The 16,605-nt window shown below is 70.9% G+C and carries 16 protein-coding genes; 12 read left to right on the plus strand and 4 right to left on the minus strand.

The features are described from left to right. Positions 1-618: 618 nt before the first annotated feature. The 3 genes from ACH01S_RS18395 to ACH01S_RS18405 are packed head-to-tail and all read right to left on the minus strand — an operon-like array spanning position 619 to position 1,963. Positions 619-1,002: a nuclear transport factor 2 family protein gene (locus ACH01S_RS18395; protein ID WP_067892779.1), complete on the minus strand. Its 384-nt coding sequence runs from the start codon at positions 1,000-1,002 to the stop codon at positions 619-621. Then, a complete protein-coding gene (locus ACH01S_RS18400) occupies positions 999-1,544 on the minus strand; it encodes a YceI family protein (protein ID WP_067892781.1) in 546 nt (181 codons plus the stop codon). Before ACH01S_RS18400 ends, ACH01S_RS18395 begins: the two co-directional genes overlap by 4 nt. Continuing rightward, positions 1,541-1,963 carry a nuclear transport factor 2 family protein gene (locus tag ACH01S_RS18405; RefSeq protein ID WP_067892783.1) on the minus strand — a complete coding sequence of 141 codons (423 nt, stop codon included), beginning with the start codon at positions 1,961-1,963 and terminating at the stop codon, positions 1,541-1,543. The genes ACH01S_RS18400 and ACH01S_RS18405 overlap by 4 nt, the downstream gene beginning before the upstream one ends. 127 nt (positions 1,964-2,090) lie before the next feature. Between ACH01S_RS18405 and ACH01S_RS18410 the strand changes: the two genes are divergently transcribed. The 12 genes from ACH01S_RS18410 to ACH01S_RS18465 all read left to right on the plus strand — a co-directional run bounded on the left by ACH01S_RS18410 (position 2,091) and on the right by ACH01S_RS18465 (position 15,881). Next, entirely contained in the window at positions 2,091-2,465 is a 375-nt protein-coding gene (locus ACH01S_RS18410) for a winged helix-turn-helix transcriptional regulator (RefSeq protein WP_246236392.1), read from the plus strand. Positions 2,466-3,228: 763 nt separating this feature from the next. Next, entirely contained in the window at positions 3,229-4,314 is a 1,086-nt protein-coding gene (pdhA, locus tag ACH01S_RS18415) for a pyruvate dehydrogenase (acetyl-transferring) E1 component subunit alpha (protein ID WP_067892787.1), read from the plus strand. Beyond that, positions 4,314-5,303 carry an alpha-ketoacid dehydrogenase subunit beta gene (locus ACH01S_RS18420; protein ID WP_067892789.1) on the plus strand — a complete coding sequence of 330 codons (990 nt, stop codon included), beginning with the start codon at positions 4,314-4,316 and terminating at the stop codon, positions 5,301-5,303. The genes pdhA and ACH01S_RS18420 overlap by 1 nt, the downstream gene beginning before the upstream one ends. Further along, positions 5,300-6,589, plus strand: coding sequence for a dihydrolipoamide acetyltransferase family protein (locus ACH01S_RS18425; RefSeq protein WP_067892791.1), 1,290 nt, complete (start codon positions 5,300-5,302; stop codon positions 6,587-6,589). The genes ACH01S_RS18420 and ACH01S_RS18425 overlap by 4 nt, the downstream gene beginning before the upstream one ends. 8 nt (positions 6,590-6,597) lie before the next feature. Next, a complete protein-coding gene (locus ACH01S_RS18430; RefSeq protein WP_067892793.1) occupies positions 6,598-7,392 on the plus strand; it encodes an enoyl-CoA hydratase/isomerase family protein in 795 nt (264 codons plus the stop codon). 36 nt (positions 7,393-7,428) lie between these two features. Further along, positions 7,429-8,721 carry a phenylacetate--CoA ligase PaaK gene (paaK, locus tag ACH01S_RS18435; RefSeq protein WP_067892795.1) on the plus strand — a complete coding sequence of 431 codons (1,293 nt, stop codon included), beginning with the start codon at positions 7,429-7,431 and terminating at the stop codon, positions 8,719-8,721. Between the two features lie 100 nt (positions 8,722-8,821). Continuing rightward, positions 8,822-9,487: an isochorismatase family protein gene (locus ACH01S_RS18440; protein ID WP_083980845.1), complete on the plus strand. Its 666-nt coding sequence runs from the start codon at positions 8,822-8,824 to the stop codon at positions 9,485-9,487. Next, positions 9,484-11,550 (plus strand): hydantoinase/oxoprolinase family protein, encoded by a 2,067-nt coding sequence (locus ACH01S_RS18445; RefSeq protein WP_067892796.1) that lies wholly within the window; start codon positions 9,484-9,486, stop codon positions 11,548-11,550. The genes ACH01S_RS18440 and ACH01S_RS18445 overlap by 4 nt, the downstream gene beginning before the upstream one ends. Then, a complete protein-coding gene (locus ACH01S_RS18450) occupies positions 11,547-13,223 on the plus strand; it encodes a hydantoinase B/oxoprolinase family protein (protein WP_067892798.1) in 1,677 nt (558 codons plus the stop codon). Before ACH01S_RS18445 ends, ACH01S_RS18450 begins: the two co-directional genes overlap by 4 nt. A gap of 11 nt (positions 13,224-13,234) precedes the next feature. After that, positions 13,235-14,500 carry a 3-isopropylmalate dehydratase large subunit gene (locus tag ACH01S_RS18455; RefSeq protein WP_218010309.1) on the plus strand — a complete coding sequence of 422 codons (1,266 nt, stop codon included), beginning with the start codon at positions 13,235-13,237 and terminating at the stop codon, positions 14,498-14,500. After that, entirely contained in the window at positions 14,497-14,997 is a 501-nt protein-coding gene (locus ACH01S_RS18460; protein ID WP_067892800.1) for a LeuD/DmdB family oxidoreductase small subunit, read from the plus strand. Before ACH01S_RS18455 ends, ACH01S_RS18460 begins: the two co-directional genes overlap by 4 nt. Beyond that, complete coding sequence (locus ACH01S_RS18465; RefSeq protein ID WP_067892802.1) at positions 14,994-15,881, plus strand: isocitrate lyase/PEP mutase family protein; 888 nt, start codon at positions 14,994-14,996, stop codon at positions 15,879-15,881. Before ACH01S_RS18460 ends, ACH01S_RS18465 begins: the two co-directional genes overlap by 4 nt. A gap of 40 nt (positions 15,882-15,921) precedes the next feature. On the opposite strand, the gene ACH01S_RS18470 is transcribed toward ACH01S_RS18465, so the two are convergent. Then, a complete protein-coding gene (locus ACH01S_RS18470) occupies positions 15,922-16,596 on the minus strand; it encodes a GntR family transcriptional regulator (RefSeq protein WP_083980846.1) in 675 nt (224 codons plus the stop codon). Positions 16,597-16,605: the final 9 nt, after the last annotated feature.

Raw genomic sequence — 16,605 nt, forward strand, 5'->3', positions numbered from 1 at the left:
GCTTCCTCGTTAAGCGCCCATCGGCGCGATCCTGCTGGTGGTCGGGCGACGCATCCTGGCAAAGTCCCGCGGCGGAGTCTCTCCGCGCCAGGTCCGGGAAGGGGCTGGGTTAGGGGTGACTGAGGGGACTTGAACCGGACATCTTGTACCACAACCAAGTAATACGTCCCCGCCCACCTGCAGCGATCAAGGAACCAGCAGGTCAGGCCATTAGGGTCGCCCAGCCTGAACTAGTCTGACGCGGTCTGACCCTCATGATCATCCCACGGATTTCCCACAGCGGGGCAGTAGGTCGGGGCGCGCCGTTGGGGGATCGGTACTTGTCGGGGTCATGGTCGGGATGGTGTTCGTGGTCCCCGTGAGGCGTCGCAGGGTGCTGAAGGTGCCTTTGCGGCATCACGGAGGTGTCGCTGCACAGCTTTCTGGGGACGTCGGTCGGGTTCGATGCGCGTTTGGAGCCGGGGTGTGAAGTGGCTTGGCTCTACTGTTTGTGAGCCCCGGACGTGGCCGCAAGGTCGCTCCTCCGGGGCCTTCGCGCGGGGCATCGCCGCCGGGGACCGCCAAAGGTGGTCTCCGGCGGCGACGCTCGGCTGTGATCGGGTGAATCGAGCCGACGGGTCAGGCGAGCGCGGCCCGGAGGGGCAAGGGGTTGAAGTACTCCCGCCAGGTGGTGATCTTGCCGTCATGGACTTGGAAGACGGCGGCGTAGCGCTGCCGGTATTCGTGGTCCTTGGCGGCTGCTTTGCCGGTGGAGTTGTATTCGGCGAAGTATTTGCCGTTCTCGTGCGCGGGTGTCACCTCGATGTCATGCAGTGTGAATTCGGTGTAGAAGCCGTGCAGGAACTCTTCAAGGAGTTTCTGTAGGGCCTCTCGGCCGTGAACGGATGAGGGCGGCTCGGCGAACGGCATCTCGAATACCACGTCGTCGGCCAGCAGAGCGGCCATTGAGGTGACGTCGCGGCGGGCTTCGGCGCGCAGCAGATCGGTGACGATGTCGGTCACGGTGACTCCTTTTTGATCGCTTCGATGTCCAGGGTCACCTCGACGGTGTCGCCGACCACGACGCCGCCCGAAGGCATCGGGCCCATCGACTCGGCGACGTCGAAGTCGGAGCGGCTGAACTGAGCAGTGGCTGTGAAACCCGCGCGGCGATGGCCTAGCGGGTCGTCGACGACGCCGCCGTAGTCGAGTCGTAGGGTGACGGGCTGGGTGACGCCCTTGAGCGTGAGGTCGCCGCTGACGATGAAGTGGTGGGATTCCCGGTCGACTTTGCGGGACCGGTAGGTGATCTCCGGGTGGCTCTGTGCATCGAGGAACCTCCCTCCTCGCACGTGAGTGTCGCGTTCGGGATGGCCGGTGTCGATCGATGCCGGGTCGATCGTCGCGACGACGGTGGAGGCGAAGGGGGAGTCGCCGATGTGGATCCGGCCGGCGAAGCCGCCGAACCGGCCGGTGATCCGGCTGACCAGCATGTGCCGGACGCTGAAGATGATGCTGGAGTTGGCGGCGTCGATGGCCCATTCGCCGGGTTCGGGAAAGGTCATTCGGGATCCGCAAGGCCGAAGACCTCCTGGGTGCCGAGCATGACGTACAGGCGCTCGTCGAATCGCTTGAAGCGCCAGCCTTCGTGGGTGCGCACGGCGGTCGCCTGGAAGCCGGCCAGCGATTCCTCGAACAGATCGCCCTCGCCGACGTGGTAGGCGCGTACGCGCACGGCGGCCTCGGCGGTGTCGCCTCGGACGTCGCTGGTGTAGTTGCCGAGCAGGTGATGGGTCCTGAGAGTACGGCCGATCAGGTCGCTGATGTAGGCGACCACTTCGGTCCGGCCCGATACCTGGTAGGCGCCGAACCAGTCGGTGGTCACGTCCTCGGTGAAGACGCCCTTCAGCAGGTCCCAGTCCCGGTGGTCGAGCGCATCGGCGTACCGGCTGAACAGAGCGAAGATCTCTTCGCGGTCGGACACGGTCGTCTCCCTTCTCATGAGGCCGGTGCGGCCCCGTCTCCGGCGACAACCCGCGACCCGGAAGGAGGATTCCAGAATCGAACTAGGCACTATTTTGTGCTATAGGTTACTAATGACAACTAACCAGGTGGGCGAGGCTTTGCGTGCAAACACGGTGGCCCGCCAGATCATCGACCGGGTGGGGGACAAGTGGACGTTGCTCGTCATCTCGGCCCTTGGTGACGGGCCGTTGAGGTTCTCCCATCTCAAGGAGCGGGTCGAGGGGATCAACCAGCGGATGCTCACGCAGACCCTGCGGGGGCTGGAACGAGACGGCATTGTGGTCCGCAGCGTGTACCCGACCGCGCCGCCCCGTGTCGAGTACGGGTTGACCGCCGTCGGCGGCGAACTCCTCGACGTCGTCACGGGCATCTGCTCCTGGACCCGCCGCCACTTGGCGGCCATCGAGGCAGCCCGCGACGACTACGACGCCCGCGCCGCCCGACTGGCCCGACCCCTCTAAGGGGGTCAGCGAGGGGCGGGGGGCGGGCCCGCAGTCTCGGCGAGAACCGCGAGGACGGCCGCGTGCGGCGGGAGCGGCGGCGGGGGAGGGCGTAGCCGGGTTCATGGACCGCCTTCGGCCTCGTTGGCGAGTGCTCCCCCTCCTTGGACGATCAGGGAGCCTGGGAGGGAACTGCCGGCGTCGTGGCCGCACTCCCAGAACCGTCGAACCGTCCGACCTGTGTGCTCCTTTGCGCGTTCACCGTGAAGGTGTGCGTTCCCCGGACGTCGCCTGTGTGGGGACGAGCGTCATCGCCAGAACGGTCAAGCGGGTCGGCGGTCGTCGTCCCCGGGCGCGTGCCCGGCCACGGTGGCCGCTCTCGAGCCGCCCACGTTCCCGCAGTGCGGTGACCGCACGGCCCTCCTCGACTTCCTCGGGGAGGCGTCCGGGCCGAGGAGCGCTGAGCGGACCGGAAGGCGCGAGGCGGCGGCGGGATCCCCGGTCTCGTTGCATGTGAGGGCCGCCCGCGTCGCGCCCTCACCGGCCGTCGGCCACATGGCAGAGGCCTCGGCCGTCCTGGGTGTGTCCGTTGTCTCTCGGACCCGGGCTGGTCGGGAGCGACAACTTGTCCCTCCGCCCCCGCTCGACGCACGTCAGGCTGGACGAATGGCAGTGGAAACGCCGCTTTCGGCGGACATCTTCTTGAGTATCGCCCGAAACTGGACCTTGGATGGTTCCAAGGCCGACGATATGACGGACATTGGTGCTCTGAGAGGCGGATTGAATGACTCGCCGTTCCCTGCTCCCCGGTGACGAGCCGATACGGCTGGTGGACCCGGCCGGGCGGCTCGTGAACGACCCGCAGGCCCCGCTGCCCCCGGGCGAGGTCCTGGTGCGCGCGCACGAGGCGCTCGTGGTCGGGCGTCGTATCAACGATCAGGCCCACGCGCTGGTCAGACAGGGGAGGCTCGCGGTCTATCCGTCGTCGCATGGGCAGGAGGCATGCGAGGTCGCGGCGGCGCTCGTGCTGGGCGAGCGGGACTGGCTATTCCCCACCTACCGCGACACCGTATCGATCGTTGAACGGGGGGTCGACCCCGCCGCCGCCCTCGTGCTCCTGCGCGGGGACTGGCACAGCGGGTACGACCCGGTGGCCGCCCGCGTCGCGCCGCAGGCCACACCGCTGGCGACGCAGTTGCTCCACGCGGTCGGCGTCGCGCATGCCGCCACGTTGCGTGACGAGGACACCGTCGTGCTGGCGATGTGCGGCGACGGGGCGACCAGCGAGGGCGACTTCCATGAGGCACTGAACTTCGCCGCCGTCTTCCGCGCGCCGGTGGTGTTCTTCGTGCAGAACAATGAGTACGCCATCTCCGTTCCGCTCTCGCGCCAGAGCGTCGCGCCCTCGCTGGCGCACAAGGGTGTCGGCTACGGGATCCCCGGGACGCGCGTGGACGGCAACGACGTCGCCGCGCTGCTGGCCGTCCTCGGCGGGGCCGTCGAGGCGGCGCGGGCGGGGGAGGGGCCGCAGCTCGTCGAGGCCCACACCTACCGGATGCAGGCGCACACCAACGCCGACGACGCGACCCGCTACCGCTCGGACGACGAGGTGGAGGCGTGGCAGGGCAGGGACCCGATCCTGCGGAGCAGGGCTTACCTCGTCTCCGCCGGGCTCCTGGACGAGGCACGCGAAGCACGCATCGCCGAGACGGCCGAGGAGGTGGCCGCCGCGTTGCGCCAGGGACTCGCGGACGAGTCCGTCCCCGATCCGGCCGACCTGTTCGCCCACGTGTATGCCACCGCCACGCCCCAACTGCGCGAGCAGGCGGATCTCCTGGCCGAGGAGCTGACCCGAGAGGAGGTCTCCTGATGTCCGCCGTCGAGGAGATCACGATGGCGCAGGCGCTGAACCGCGCGTTGCGCGACGCGATGGCCGAGGACGAGTCCGTCCTGATGTTCGGCGAGGACGTCGGGCCGCTCGGCGGCGTCTTCCGCGTCACCGACGGCCTCACCGAGACGTTCGGCGAGCGCCGGTGCTTCGACACGCCGCTGGCCGAGTCCGGGATCGTCGGCATGGCGGTCGGGCTGGCGATGAACGGGATGCGGCCGGTCGTGGAGATGCAGTTCGACGCCTTCGCCTATCCGGCGTTCGAGCAGATCGTGAGCCATGTCGCCAAGATGCGCAACCGCTCGCGCGGTCGGCTCCCGATGCCCATCACGATCCGGGTCCCTTACGCCGGAGGCATCGGGGGCGTGGAGCACCACTGCGACTCGTCAGAGGCGTACTACGCGCACACGCCCGGTCTCACGGTCCTGGCGCCGTCGACGGCGGCGGACGGATACACCCTGCTGCGGGAGGCCATCGACCTGCCGGATCCGGTGGTCCTGCTCGAACCGAAGAAGCTGTACTTCAGCCGGGAGAAGGTCGATCTGGCCGAGGCCCGGGCGGGCATCGGGCGCGCGGTCGTTCGCCGGAGCGGGACCGACGCGACCCTGATCGCCTACGGCACCGCGGTGCCGGTCGCGCTCGAGGCCGCCGAGGCAGCGGCCGCCGAGGGTCGCAGCCTCGGCGTGGTCGACCTGCGCTCGATCGTGCCGTTCGACGACGAGACGGTCTGCGCCGCCGTCCGCTCCACCGGCCGCGCCGTCCTCGTGGCCGAGGCGCCGGGCTTCGTCTCGGTGGCCTCCGAGATCGCCGCGCGGGTCACCGAGCGGTGCTTCCATCACCTCGCCGCGCCCGTCCGCCGCGTGACCGGCTTCGACATCCCCTATCCCCCGCCGAAGCTGGAGCGATACCACCTGCCGAGCGTGGACCGAGTGCTCGACGCCGTCGACACCCTGCAGTGGGAGGACCGGTGACCACACAGACGTTCGAGCTGCCCGACCTGGGCGAGGGCCTGGCCGAGGCGGAGATCGTTCGCTGGCTCGTCGGCGCGGGCGACACCGTCGCCGTTGACCAGCCGGTCGTCGAGGTGGAGACCGCGAAGTCGCTGGTCGAGGTGCCCTCTCCCTATGCCGGGACGGTCAGTCGGCTGCACGGCGCCGCAGGGGAGGTCGTCGCCGTGGGCGCGCCGCTCATCTCGATCGCGGCGGGGAACACCGGCCGCGCCGACGCGGACGCCGAGCGCTACCGCGAGGAGGAGCTCGGCGGCTCCGGCAACGTCCTGGTCGGCTACGGCACGTCCGGAGGGTCCGCTCCGCGCCGCCGCCGACGGCCGTCGGCGCGGGTGGACGGCGCCGCCATCGGGGCCCCTGCGGGACCGGCGGCGCGTCAGGTCCGGCGGGTGACGTCGCCGCTTGTCCGGCGCCTCGCCAGAGACGCCGGGCTGGCGATCGGCGACCTGGTGGGCACCGGGGACAGCGGTCTGATCACCCGCCGCGATGTCGAGGCGGCGATCGCCGCACGCTGCGCGTCACCAGCCGCCGCGCCTCGCGCTGCCGCTGCCGCGGGCCCGGCCGAGACCCGGACGCCGATGAGCGGATTCCGCAAGGCGGTCTCGCTGACACTCACCCGCAGCCGCTCCCAGATCCCCGAAGCGACCGTGTGGGTCGATGTCGACTTCACGGAGCTGTTCGCGCTGCGCGAGCGGCTGAAGTCGTCGGGACGGCCCGTCCCGGGGCTGCTGGCGTACGTGGCGCGGTTCACCGTGGCCGCGCTGCGAGCCCATCCCGAGCTCAACGGCACCGTCGACGCCGAGCGTCAGGAACTGGTCCAGTTCAGGGACGTCGACCTCGGCATCGCCGTGCAGACCGACCGGGGGCTGCTCGTCCCGGCCGTGATGAGAGCCCAGGAGATGACGGCGGCGCGGCTGGACACCGAGATCCGCCGGCTGACCGCGGCGGCGCGCGAGGGCCGTGCGACGCCGGCCGAGCTGACCGCCGGGACGTTCACGCTCAACAACTACGGCTCATTCAACGTCGACGGCAGCGCGGCCATCATCAACCACCCGCAGGTGGCGATCCTCGGCTTCGGCCGGGTCATCGACCGGCCGTGGGCGGTCGGCGGCGAACTGGCCGTGCGCAAGATCGGCCAGATGTCGTTCGTGTTCGACCACCGCGTGTGCGACGGCGGGACCGCCGCCGCGTTCATGCGGATGGTCGCCGATTCCATCGAGTGCCCCGGCGCGGCGCTCAGCGACCTATAGGAGCCCCAATGACATCCCCACCTCCCGTCCTCGTCGAGCGCTCCGGCGCCGCCGCGGTCGTCACGATCAACCGTCCGGACCGCCACAACGCCCTCACCGCCCAGGTGAAGGACGCGCTGCGCGAGGCGCTGGACGGCCTCGGCGCGGACTCGTCCGTGCGGGCGCTGGTGCTGACCGGCGCGGGCCGCTCGTTCTGCGTCGGGCAGGACCTCGCCGAGCACGCGCAGGCGCTCCGCTCCGCTCCGGAGTCCGCCTTCTCAACGGTCGAAGAGCACTACAACCCGATCGTGCTGGCCCTGACGACGATGCCCAAACCGGTCGTCGCCGCGGTCAACGGGACCTGCGCGGGCGCCGGGGTCGGGCTCGCCCTGGCGTGCGACCTTCGCGTGATGGCGTCGACGGCGCGCTGGTCGACCGCGTTCACCGGCATCGGCCTGGGCTGCGACACCGGACTGTCGGCGAGCCTCGCGCGGTCGGTCGGCGAGTCGCGCGCCCGCGAACTGCTCCTGCTCGGCCGCGCCTTCACCACCGCTCAAGCGATCCAATGGGGGATCACGGGAGACGCCGTTGACACCGCTCGGGTGGTGCCGGCCGCGACCGAGCTGGCGCAGCGACTGGCCGCCGGGCCGACGACGGCGTACGCGGAGGCGAAGCGGGCCCTGGCCGCCGCGTGGTCGAGGCCGCTCCCCGAGGTGCTGGCCGCCGAGGCCGCCGCCCAGCGGCGGGCCGGGGCCACCGATGACCACGCGAGGGCCGTCGAGGCCTTTCTCGCCAAGCGCTCGCCCGAATTCACCGGGCGCTGAGCATGACATCCCGGCCGGAGGACTGGAGGAACCGACGTGGCCGCTGACCTTGAGGAACCGATCGAGAAGGCGTCGGTCGACGAACTGCGGGCGGTGCAACTCGAACGGCTGCGGTGGAGCGTGCGGCACGCCTACGAGAACGTTTCGCACTACCGCCGCTCGTTCGACGCCGCCGGGGTCCACCCCGACGACGTCCGCGACCTCGCCGACCTCGCGCGACTGCCGCTCACGACGAAGGCGGACCTGCGCGGCAACTACCCGTTCGGGATGTTCGCGGTGCCGCGCGAGCAGGTGGCGCGTGTGCACGCGTCGTCCGGAACCACGGGCCGGCCGACCGTGGTCGGCTACACCCGCGACGACCTCGACCTGTGGGCCACCGTAATGGCCCGCAGCATCCGCGCCGCCGGCGGACACCCTGGTCAGGTGTTGCACAACGCCTACGGATACGGGCTGTTCACCGGCGGGCTGGGCGCGCACGCGGGCGCGGAGAAGCTCGGCTGCACGGTGGTCCCCGTCTCCGGCGGCATGACCGAGCGTCAGGTCCGGCTGATACAGGACTTCCGGCCCGAGATCATCATGGTGACGCCGTCATACATGCTCGCCCTGGTCGACGAGATGGAGCGGCAGGGAGTCGACCCGGCGGCGACCTCCCTCAAGGTCGGCATCTTCGGCGCCGAACCGTGGACGAACGAGACCCGCGCGGCGGTGGAGGCCCGCCTGGGCATCGACGCCGTCGACATCTACGGGCTCTCCGAGGTGATCGGCCCGGGGGTCGCGCAGGAGTTCGCGGAGACCAAGGACGGCCTGCACGTCTGGGAGGACCACTTCTACCCCGAGGTGATCGACCCGCTCACCGGGGAGGCGCTGCCCGACGGCGAGCCGGGCGAACTGGTGTTCACATCGCTGACCAAGCAGGCGATGCCCGTCATCCGCTACCGGACGCGGGACCTCACCCGGCTGCTACCGGGCACGATGCGTCCGATGCGGCGCATCGAGAAGATCACCGGCCGAAGCGACGACATGATCATCCTTCGCGGGGTGAACCTCTTCCCTACCCAGATCGAGGAACTGGTGGTCGCGGCGGACGAACTCACCCCGCATTTCCAGTGCGTGCTCGACCGCGACGGACATCTCGACACGATGACCGTCCGCGTCGAGCGACGCGGCGGCGCTGACGCGGCGGCGGCGCGCGCCGCCGGCGAGCGGGTGCGCCATCTCGTGAAGAGCACGATCGGGGTCTCGGTCGGCGTCGACGTCGTCGAGCCCGACACCATCGAGCGGTCGGTCGGGAAGATGCGCCGCATCGTCGACAACCGTCCACCACGGTGATCCCAGGGCTCCCCGCCGGGGCCGCACCCCGGCGAGGAGCAGGGACAATGGACGGATGCGAGTATTGACTTGCAATATCGTCCTACAATAATGTCTTCGTATGGATACTTCGCAGTCCGCCGACGTCGCGTGCGACGTCGGCGTCCGGCACCTGATCGCCCATTACGAGAAGGCCGGGTTCACCCACCGTCTGGGGTTCGGAGCGAAGCCCGCCGTGCTCGTCATCGATCTGGTGAACGCCTTCACCGACCCGTCCTCGGACCTGGCGCTGCCGATCGAGGACGTCGTTCACCACAGTGCCAAGCTGATCGCGGTCGCCCGTGACGCGGGCGTCCCCGTGATCGCCTTCCGGGTCGAGTTCGCCGACGAGCGATCCGCGCCGATGATGCTGCGCAAGAACCCGGTGCTCGCCCGGCTCCGGCCGGGCAGCCAGGAGGCCCGGCTCGACCCCCGCCTCGGCATCGACGAGCGGGACATCGTGCTGGTCAAAACGGGTGCCAGTGCGTTCTTCCAGACCACCCTCCCGGCGGTGCTGGCGGGGCTCGGCGTCGACACCGTCCTGCTCGTCGGCTCGGCGACGAGCGGCTGCGTGCGCGCCACCGCCGTCGATGCGATCCAGCACGGGTTCCGCCCCATCGTGGTGGCCGAGTGCGTGGGCGACCGGCTGACCGTCGCGCACGAGGTGAGCCTCGCCGAGATGGACGCCAAGTACGCCGATGTCGAGTCGCTCGACGTCGTGATCCGTTACCTGAAGGAACGAGCATGAGGGTCGCAACCGACATCGGCGGGACGTTCACCGACCTCGCCTACCTCGACGACGGCGGGCGGCTGCGGGTCGCCAAGTCGCCCAGCACGCCCGGCGGGTTCGACCGCGGTGTCGGCGACGTGTTGACCCTGGCGGGCATCGACGGCGGCGCTGGCGGGGGCGTCGAGGCGTTCGTCCACGGCACGACCGTCGTGATCAACGCGCTCCTGGAGCGCAAGGGCGCCACGGTCGCGTTGCTGACCACCAAAGGTTTCCGGGACGTGCTCGACATCGGCCGCGCCAGTCGTCCCGACCTGTACAACTTCCGCTACCGGGCTCCGGAGCCGTTCGTCCCCCGGCACCTGCGGTTCGAGATCGGGGGGCGGCGGGCCGCCACCGGCGCCGAGGTCGCGCCGCTGGCCGAGGACGACGTCCGTGCGGCTGTCGAGGCGGCGCGCGCGGCGGGCGCGACCGCCGTGGCCGTGGCGTTCCTGCACTCCTACGCCGACCCTGCGCACGAGGTGCGGTGCGGGGAGCTGATCGCGGAGCTGTGGCCGGAGGCGTTCGTGACGCTGTCCTACGACGTCACCCGGGAATGGCGCGAGTACGAGCGGTCGAACACCGCCGTGTTCAACGCCTACGTTCAGGAGACCGCCGCGACCTACCTGGACCGGCTCGAAGCGCGGCTCGGCAAGCACGGCATCACGGGCAACTCCCGGGTGATGCAGTCCAACGGCGGTGCGATGACGTTCGCGCAGGCGCAACGCTTGCCGATCACGCTGGTGGAGTCCGGACCGGCCGCCGGGGTGATCGCGGCGGCGGCGGTCGGCGCGGCGATGGGCGTCGCCGACGTGATCACGCTCGACATCGGCGGCACGACCGCGAAGACGTCCCTCATCGAGGGCGGCGAGGTCAGGGTCACCACGGACTACCGCGTCGACTGGACGCCCGACTCGCCCGGCTACCCGATCAAGGCGCCCGTCGTGGACATCGTCGAGATCGGCGCGGGCGGCGGCTCCATCGCCTGGGTCGACGAGCGCGGACGCCTTGGACTCGGGCCGCAGAGCGCGGGCGCTGAACCGGGCCCCGCCTGCTACCCGAACGGAGGTGCGGAGCCGACCCTGACCGACGCGAACCTGGTCGCCGGGCGGCTGAACCCCGACAACTTCCTCGGCGGCCAGATGCCGGTCTCCGTCGAGCGCGCCCGCGCCGCGCTGGCTGGCGTCGGCGCGGCGCTCGGGCTGGACGCCGAGGCGACCGCCCTCGGCCTGATCCGGCTCGCCAACGCCAAGATGCTGAACGCGATCAAGCTGGTGTCGGTGCGCCGGGGCCATGACCCCCGCGACTTCTCCCTGCTGGCCTTCGGGGGAGGCGGTGCCGTCCACGCGCTGGCACTCGGCGCGGAACTCCAGGTCAAGAACGTCGTGATCCCGCGGATGCCCGCCAACTTCTCGGCGGTCGGGATGCTCATGACCCGGCTCAGGTCCGACTGGGTGCGCACCTGTGTGCTCCCGGTGGCGGCGCCGTCCGGTCCGGAGTGGACGGCGGTGTGGGAGTCGCTGAAGCGGCAGGCCGCCGAGTACTTCGCCGCAGAGTCGGTCGGCGCGGGCGCGCTGACCTTCACCGGCTCGGTCGACGCCCGCTACCTGGGCCAGGAGCACACCGTCACCATCCCCGTGGACACGGCCGCGCCGATCGAGGCGATCCTCGACGGCTTCCACGACGCGCACGAGAAGCTCTACACATTCCGGCTGGACGTTCCGGTGCAGGTGGTGAACTTCCGGCTGGCGGCGGCCGCCGCCGAAGCCGCCTCCGCCGTGGCGTGGAGTCCCGCTCCCGACGCGAGCGTCGACGCCGCCCGCAAAGGCCTCCGGCGGGTGCTGTTCGATGACGGCGGCACGCTGGAGACCCCTTATTACGACCGCGAACTGCTGCCGGTCGGCGCCGCGCTGAGCGGGCCGTCCATCATCGAGGAGTCGGGCACCTCGACGGTCGTCCATCCCGGCCAAACGGCGGTCGTCGACGAGCGGGGCAGCCTCGTCGTCGAACTGTCCGCCCGTCGCGAGAAGCGGAGCGGCGCATGAGCACCTCCATCGACCCCTTCGAACTGGAGATCATCTCCGAACACCTGTCGGCGACCGCCGACGAGATGTTCATCACCACGACCCGCACCGCGCAGAGCGCCATGATCTACGAGGTACTCGACTTCTCGGTCGGCGTCACCGACGCGACCGGGCGGCTCGTCACGCAGGGCAACGGCCTGACGATCCTGCTGCGCATCTTCGGCGAGCAGGTCAGGGACACCCTGCGGATGTACGGCGCGGACGGTCTCGCCGAGGGCGACATCGTGATGACCAACAACCCCTACGGTCCCGGCGGCAGCCACCTCAACGACATGACGCTGGTGATGCCGGTGTTCGTGGACGGGGAGATCGTCGCCTTCACCTGCAATCAGGCGCACTGGGCCGACGTCGGCGGCAAGGATCCCGGCAGCGTGAGCGTCGACGCCACCGACATCTTCCAGGAAGGCCTGCAACTTCCCCGGGTGAAGATCTTCAAGGCGGGCGTGCTGGACGACGAGCTTGCCCGCATCCTGCAGAGCAACTCCCGGCTCCCGCAGGTCGCGCTCGGCGACCTGCACGCGCAGGCCGCATCGGTGAAGGTCGGCGCGCAGCGGATCAAGGAGATCTGCGTGCGGCACGGCGTCACCGCCTTCCGGGCCGCAGTCGCGCGGGGAATCGAGACCACCGACGAGCAGGTCAGGTCGGCGCTGGCCGCGATCCCCGCCGGAACCTACCGGGCGGAGGACAAACTGGTGTTCTCCGGCCGTGAGGCGGTCGTCAAGGTCGCCGTCACACTCGACGGCGAACGGCTGGTGTGCGATTTCGAGGGAACCGACCCGCAGATCGACGGCGCTCCGGTGAACTGCGGGCGCGCCGGTCTCCTCGCCGCCGCGAGCGTCGTGTTCAAGGCCCTGGCCGGTGCGGACGCGAAGGTCAACGAGGGCATCTTCCAACGGCTCGACGTGCGGTGCCCGTCCGGCACCGTGTTCACCACGACGCCGCCGCACGCCCTGTCGATCTACTTCCAGGGCGTCGCGCTCGCCGCCGACCTGGTCTGGCGGGCGCTGGCGCCGGTCATCCCGGAGCGACTGCCCGCCGGGCACTACCTCGACGCGGGCATCGTCATCATCGCCGGACCCTCGGACGGCCCCGGCGGCATGTTCATCATGAACGAACCGAACCCCGGCGGCTGGGGCGCGGGCCAGGGCGCCGACGGGCAGCGCGGTCTCGTCGCGATCCACGGCGGCGACTCCCTGAACATCCCCGTGGAGGTGGTCGAGCAGCGGTATCCGGTGCGCATCGGGCAGTACACGCTCGACACGTCCGAGGCGGGCGCCGGGCGGTGGCGCGGTGGCGAGGGGGTCGTCCGGGAGTATGAGGTGCTTACCGACTGGGCCATGATTGCGTCCCTGGGCAACAACCGGGACGGCGCCCCGTGGGGCCTGCGCGGCGGCGGGGAGGGAACCCGCTCCCGCTGCGAGGTGCTGCGGCTCGACGGCACTGTCGAGACCCACTTCGAAAGCACGAAGGTCCACCTGCGCCGAGGCGACCTCGCGCGGATCGTGACGGGAACCGGCGGCGGCTGGGGCGACCCCGCGACGCGCGCCGCCGCCGACCTCGCCGCCGACGTGCGCGACGGGTTCGTGTCCGAGCAGCAGGCGGCCGACCTGTACGGCGCGCCCCAGGGAGCGTGATCGAGGTGGGGATGACGATCGCGGAGAAGATCCTCGCCCGGCACAGCGCGCACGACGTGCTGGCCCCTGGCGACCTGGCCGTCGTCGAGGTCGACACCGCTGTGCCGCTCGACCTGAACTTCTACCCGGAGGCGTGGTCGGAGCCGGTGTCGGTGTTCGACCCGGACAAGGTGGTCGTGATCTTCGATCACATCGTGCCCGCGCCGAACCACCGGGTCGCGGAGTCCCTGGAGCGGGGCCGCGCCTTCGTGGAGCGGCTCGGCATCACGCGCTTCCACGACGTCGGCGCCCGGCAGGGCATCTGCCACCAGGTGATCGCGGACGTGCCGTACGCCCGGCCAGGGGAGATCCTGGTCTGCTGCGACAGCCACACCTGCTCCAGCGGCGCGTTCAATTGCGCCGCCCGCGGCATCGGCACGCCGGAGCTGATCTACGTGCTCGCCAAGGGCAGGACGTGGTTCCAGGTCGGGCCCACGATCCGGTACGACCTGCTGGGCGAGCTGCGAGACGGGGTCACCACCAAGGACCTCTTCCTGCACATCGCCGGCACCTACGGCGACCACGTCGGGTGCAACGTCGAGTTCGGCGGCCCCGGGCTCGCCTCGCTCACCATCGACCAGCGCCGGACACTGTGCACGATGTGCGCCGAGATCAGCGCGGAGTTCGCCATCATGGAGCCCGACGAGGTCCTCGCCGCCTACATGGCCGAGCGCGGCGTCGGCATGGACAATGCGGTATGGCCCGACGCCGACGCCGTCTACCAGGACAGCCGCGCGATCGACCTCAGCGCCATCCAGCCGATGGTCGGCCTGCCGGACTCGGTCGTGGGCAACACCGCGCCGGTCGCGTCGGTCGAGGGCGTGCCGATCACCCGGGCGTTCGTCGGCTCCTGCTCCAACGGGACGCTGGAGGACCTGCGCGAGGTCGCCGCCGTCCTGGCGGGCCGCCGCGTCCACCCCGGCGTCCAGCTCCTGGTAACGCCAGGCTCGCAGGAGATCCACCGGCGGGCGCTCGCCGAGGGCATCGTCGCCACGCTCATCGACGCGGGCGCGCTCATCACGACGTCGTCCTGCGGCATGTGCGCCGGGTTCGTCAACGCGCTGTCGGCCAAGGACGTGTGCATCGCCTCGAGCACACGCAACTTCAAGGGACGCATGGGCCATCCCGACGCCCGGATCCATCTCGCCTCGTCCCGGACGGTCGCCCTGTCCGCGCTGGCGGGCCACATCACCGCCGGGACACGGCGACCGCAGGACGCGGAGGTGACGCCGGCATGAGGACGACCGGACGGGTGTGGTGCTTCGGCGACGACATCAACACCGACCTGATCGAGCCGTCGTCGGCGGTGCTGCTGTCGACGGCGGAGAAGGCCCGGCACTGCTTCGAGGCCAACCGGCCGGGCTGGGTCGACCTGGTCGAACCCGGCGATCTCGTGGTCGCGGGCCGCAACTTCGGAACCGGGTCCAGCCGACCGGCGGCCCTCACGCTGCGCGCGGCGGGCATCGCCGGGATCATCGCGGAGTCGGTGAACGGCCTGTTCTTCCGCAACTGCGTGAACTTCGCCGTCCCGGCGCTGTCGTGCCCGGGCATCACCGGTGCCGTGACGGAGGGCGACGTCGTCTCCTTCGACCCTGCTGACGGATCGGTCCGCAATGACACGACGGGCGCGACGCTGCGCGGACGGGCCTGGGCGCCCGAACTGATCGACATCCTGGACGCGGGCGGCCTCATCCGCCAGCTGGAGTCCGAGGGCCTGCTGCTGGAGGCCCCATGACGACCGCCGGTGCGCCGACGTCGCCGACCGGCGGAGCCGCGCTGCTCGACCTGGCGCGCCAGGGCCCGGTGATGCTCGCCGGCTGCTACGACGGCCTCTCGGCGGCGGCGCTCCAGGAAGCGGGTTTCCCCGCCTTGGCCGTCTCGGGGGCGGGCCTTTCGGCGAGCCTGCTCGGCGTCCCCGACCTCGGGCTGCTCACACTCACCGAACTCGTCGGGGCCGTCCGGCACATCGCCGCGCGCTCGTCGGTGCCCGTCGTGGTGGACGCCGACGCGGGCTTCGGCAACCAGCTCAACGTGGTGCGCACCGTCGAGGAGCTGGCGGACGTCGGCGTGGCCGCGATCCAGCTCGAAGACCAGGTGCTGCCCAAGAGATGCGGGCATCTCGACGGCAAGGCGGTGGTCGGCGCCCAGGAGTTCGCCGCGAAGATCGCCGCCGCCGACCACGCCCGCGACGGCCGCGACACCCTGCTGATCGCGCGGACGGACGCGCTCGCCGTCGAGGGCGTCGACAGCGCGGTGGACCGGGCGAACCGCTGCCTGGACGCGGGTGCCGACGTGACGTTCGTGGAGGCGCCCCGCACCCTCGCCGACCTCGACGCGATCGCCGAACGGGTCCCCGGGCCCAAGCTGTACAACCTCGCGACCGGCGGGCGCAGCCCCTCGCTCACGGTCAAGGAGCTGAGCGAACGCGGGTTCGGCCTGGTCGTCCTTCCGGCGGTCGCGATGTTCGCCGCCCTGGAGGCGATGCGGCGGGTCGCGCGGGCCGTGCTGGCGGCGGGAGACGACTCTCCCGTCGCGGAACTGGGCCTGACGGTGACGGACTTCTACGGCGCGGTGGGCCTCGAACGCTGGCTCGACCTCGACGCCCGCTTCGCGGGCTGAGGCCCGGACGAGGTCCCGGCCGGATCCTCCGGCCGGGACCTCACTTCTGGGTGTCGGCGAGGGAGGCGCCAGTGTGCCGGACGTGCTCGCGCATCAGCCGCTCGGCCAGGTCGGCGTCTCCCGCCAGGATCGCCTTGGCGACCTGCTCATGCTCGTCCACCGAGTCGCTGATCGACACCCGGGCCTTGGACGACGCGGCCGTGACGAGGTTGCGCAGCTGAATGCCCAGCGCCTGGCCGCGGAACCGTCCGACCAGGCTCGCGAGCAGGTCGTTCCCCGCGATCCGCATGATCAGGTTGTGGAACTCCTCGTTGTGCTCCAGGTACGAGGTGAGGTCCATCGACTCGCGGAAGCGGGCGTTCTCCTCCAGGGCGGCCTCCAGGCGCGCCCGGTGGTCGCCCTCGTCGATGCGCCGCGCGGCGACCGCCGCCGCCTCGCCCTCCAGGACCCGGCGCACGTCGTACAGCTCCTCGATGTCGCGCCGGGTCAGGCGCCGCACCAGCGCGCCCCGGTTCGGCTCCATCGTCACGAGCCCCTCGGCCGCGAGCCGTCCGAACGCCTCGCGGAGCGGACCCCGGCTGACGTTCAGCTCCGCGGTCAGGTCCGTCTCGATGAGCCGCTGACCGGCGGCGAACTCGCCGCGCTGGATGCGCTCGCGCAGCTCGTCGACGACCCGCTCGACCGTCGTGCCCCGGGGCTTTCGTGATGTCGCCATGGCGCCATC

The organism is Actinomadura chibensis NBRC 106107 (assembly GCF_001552135.1).
Lineage (GTDB): Bacteria > Actinomycetota > Actinomycetes > Streptosporangiales > Streptosporangiaceae > Spirillospora > Spirillospora chibensis.

Bases quoted from the DNA above. Each gene is read 5' to 3' on its own strand.
- ACH01S_RS18450 (WP_067892798.1), top strand. From the start codon at position 11,547: ATGAGCACCTCCATCGACCCCTTCGAACTGGAGATCATCTCCGAACAC.
- ACH01S_RS18400 (WP_067892781.1), bottom strand. From the start codon at position 1,544: ATGACCTTTCCCGAACCCGGCGAATGGGCCATCGACGCCGCCAACTCC.
- ACH01S_RS18440 (WP_083980845.1), top strand. From the start codon at position 8,822: ATGGATACTTCGCAGTCCGCCGACGTCGCGTGCGACGTCGGCGTCCGG.
- ACH01S_RS18460 (WP_067892800.1), top strand. From the start codon at position 14,497: ATGAGGACGACCGGACGGGTGTGGTGCTTCGGCGACGACATCAACACC.
- ACH01S_RS18470 (WP_083980846.1), bottom strand. From the start codon at position 16,596: ATGGCGACATCACGAAAGCCCCGGGGCACGACGGTCGAGCGGGTCGTC.
- ACH01S_RS18465 (WP_067892802.1), top strand. From the start codon at position 14,994: ATGACGACCGCCGGTGCGCCGACGTCGCCGACCGGCGGAGCCGCGCTG.
- ACH01S_RS18445 (WP_067892796.1), top strand. From the start codon at position 9,484: ATGAGGGTCGCAACCGACATCGGCGGGACGTTCACCGACCTCGCCTAC.
- ACH01S_RS18430 (WP_067892793.1), top strand. From the start codon at position 6,598: ATGACATCCCCACCTCCCGTCCTCGTCGAGCGCTCCGGCGCCGCCGCG.
- ACH01S_RS18455 (WP_218010309.1), top strand. From the start codon at position 13,235: ATGACGATCGCGGAGAAGATCCTCGCCCGGCACAGCGCGCACGACGTG.
- ACH01S_RS18420 (WP_067892789.1), top strand. From the start codon at position 4,314: ATGTCCGCCGTCGAGGAGATCACGATGGCGCAGGCGCTGAACCGCGCG.
- pdhA (WP_067892787.1), top strand. From the start codon at position 3,229: ATGACTCGCCGTTCCCTGCTCCCCGGTGACGAGCCGATACGGCTGGTG.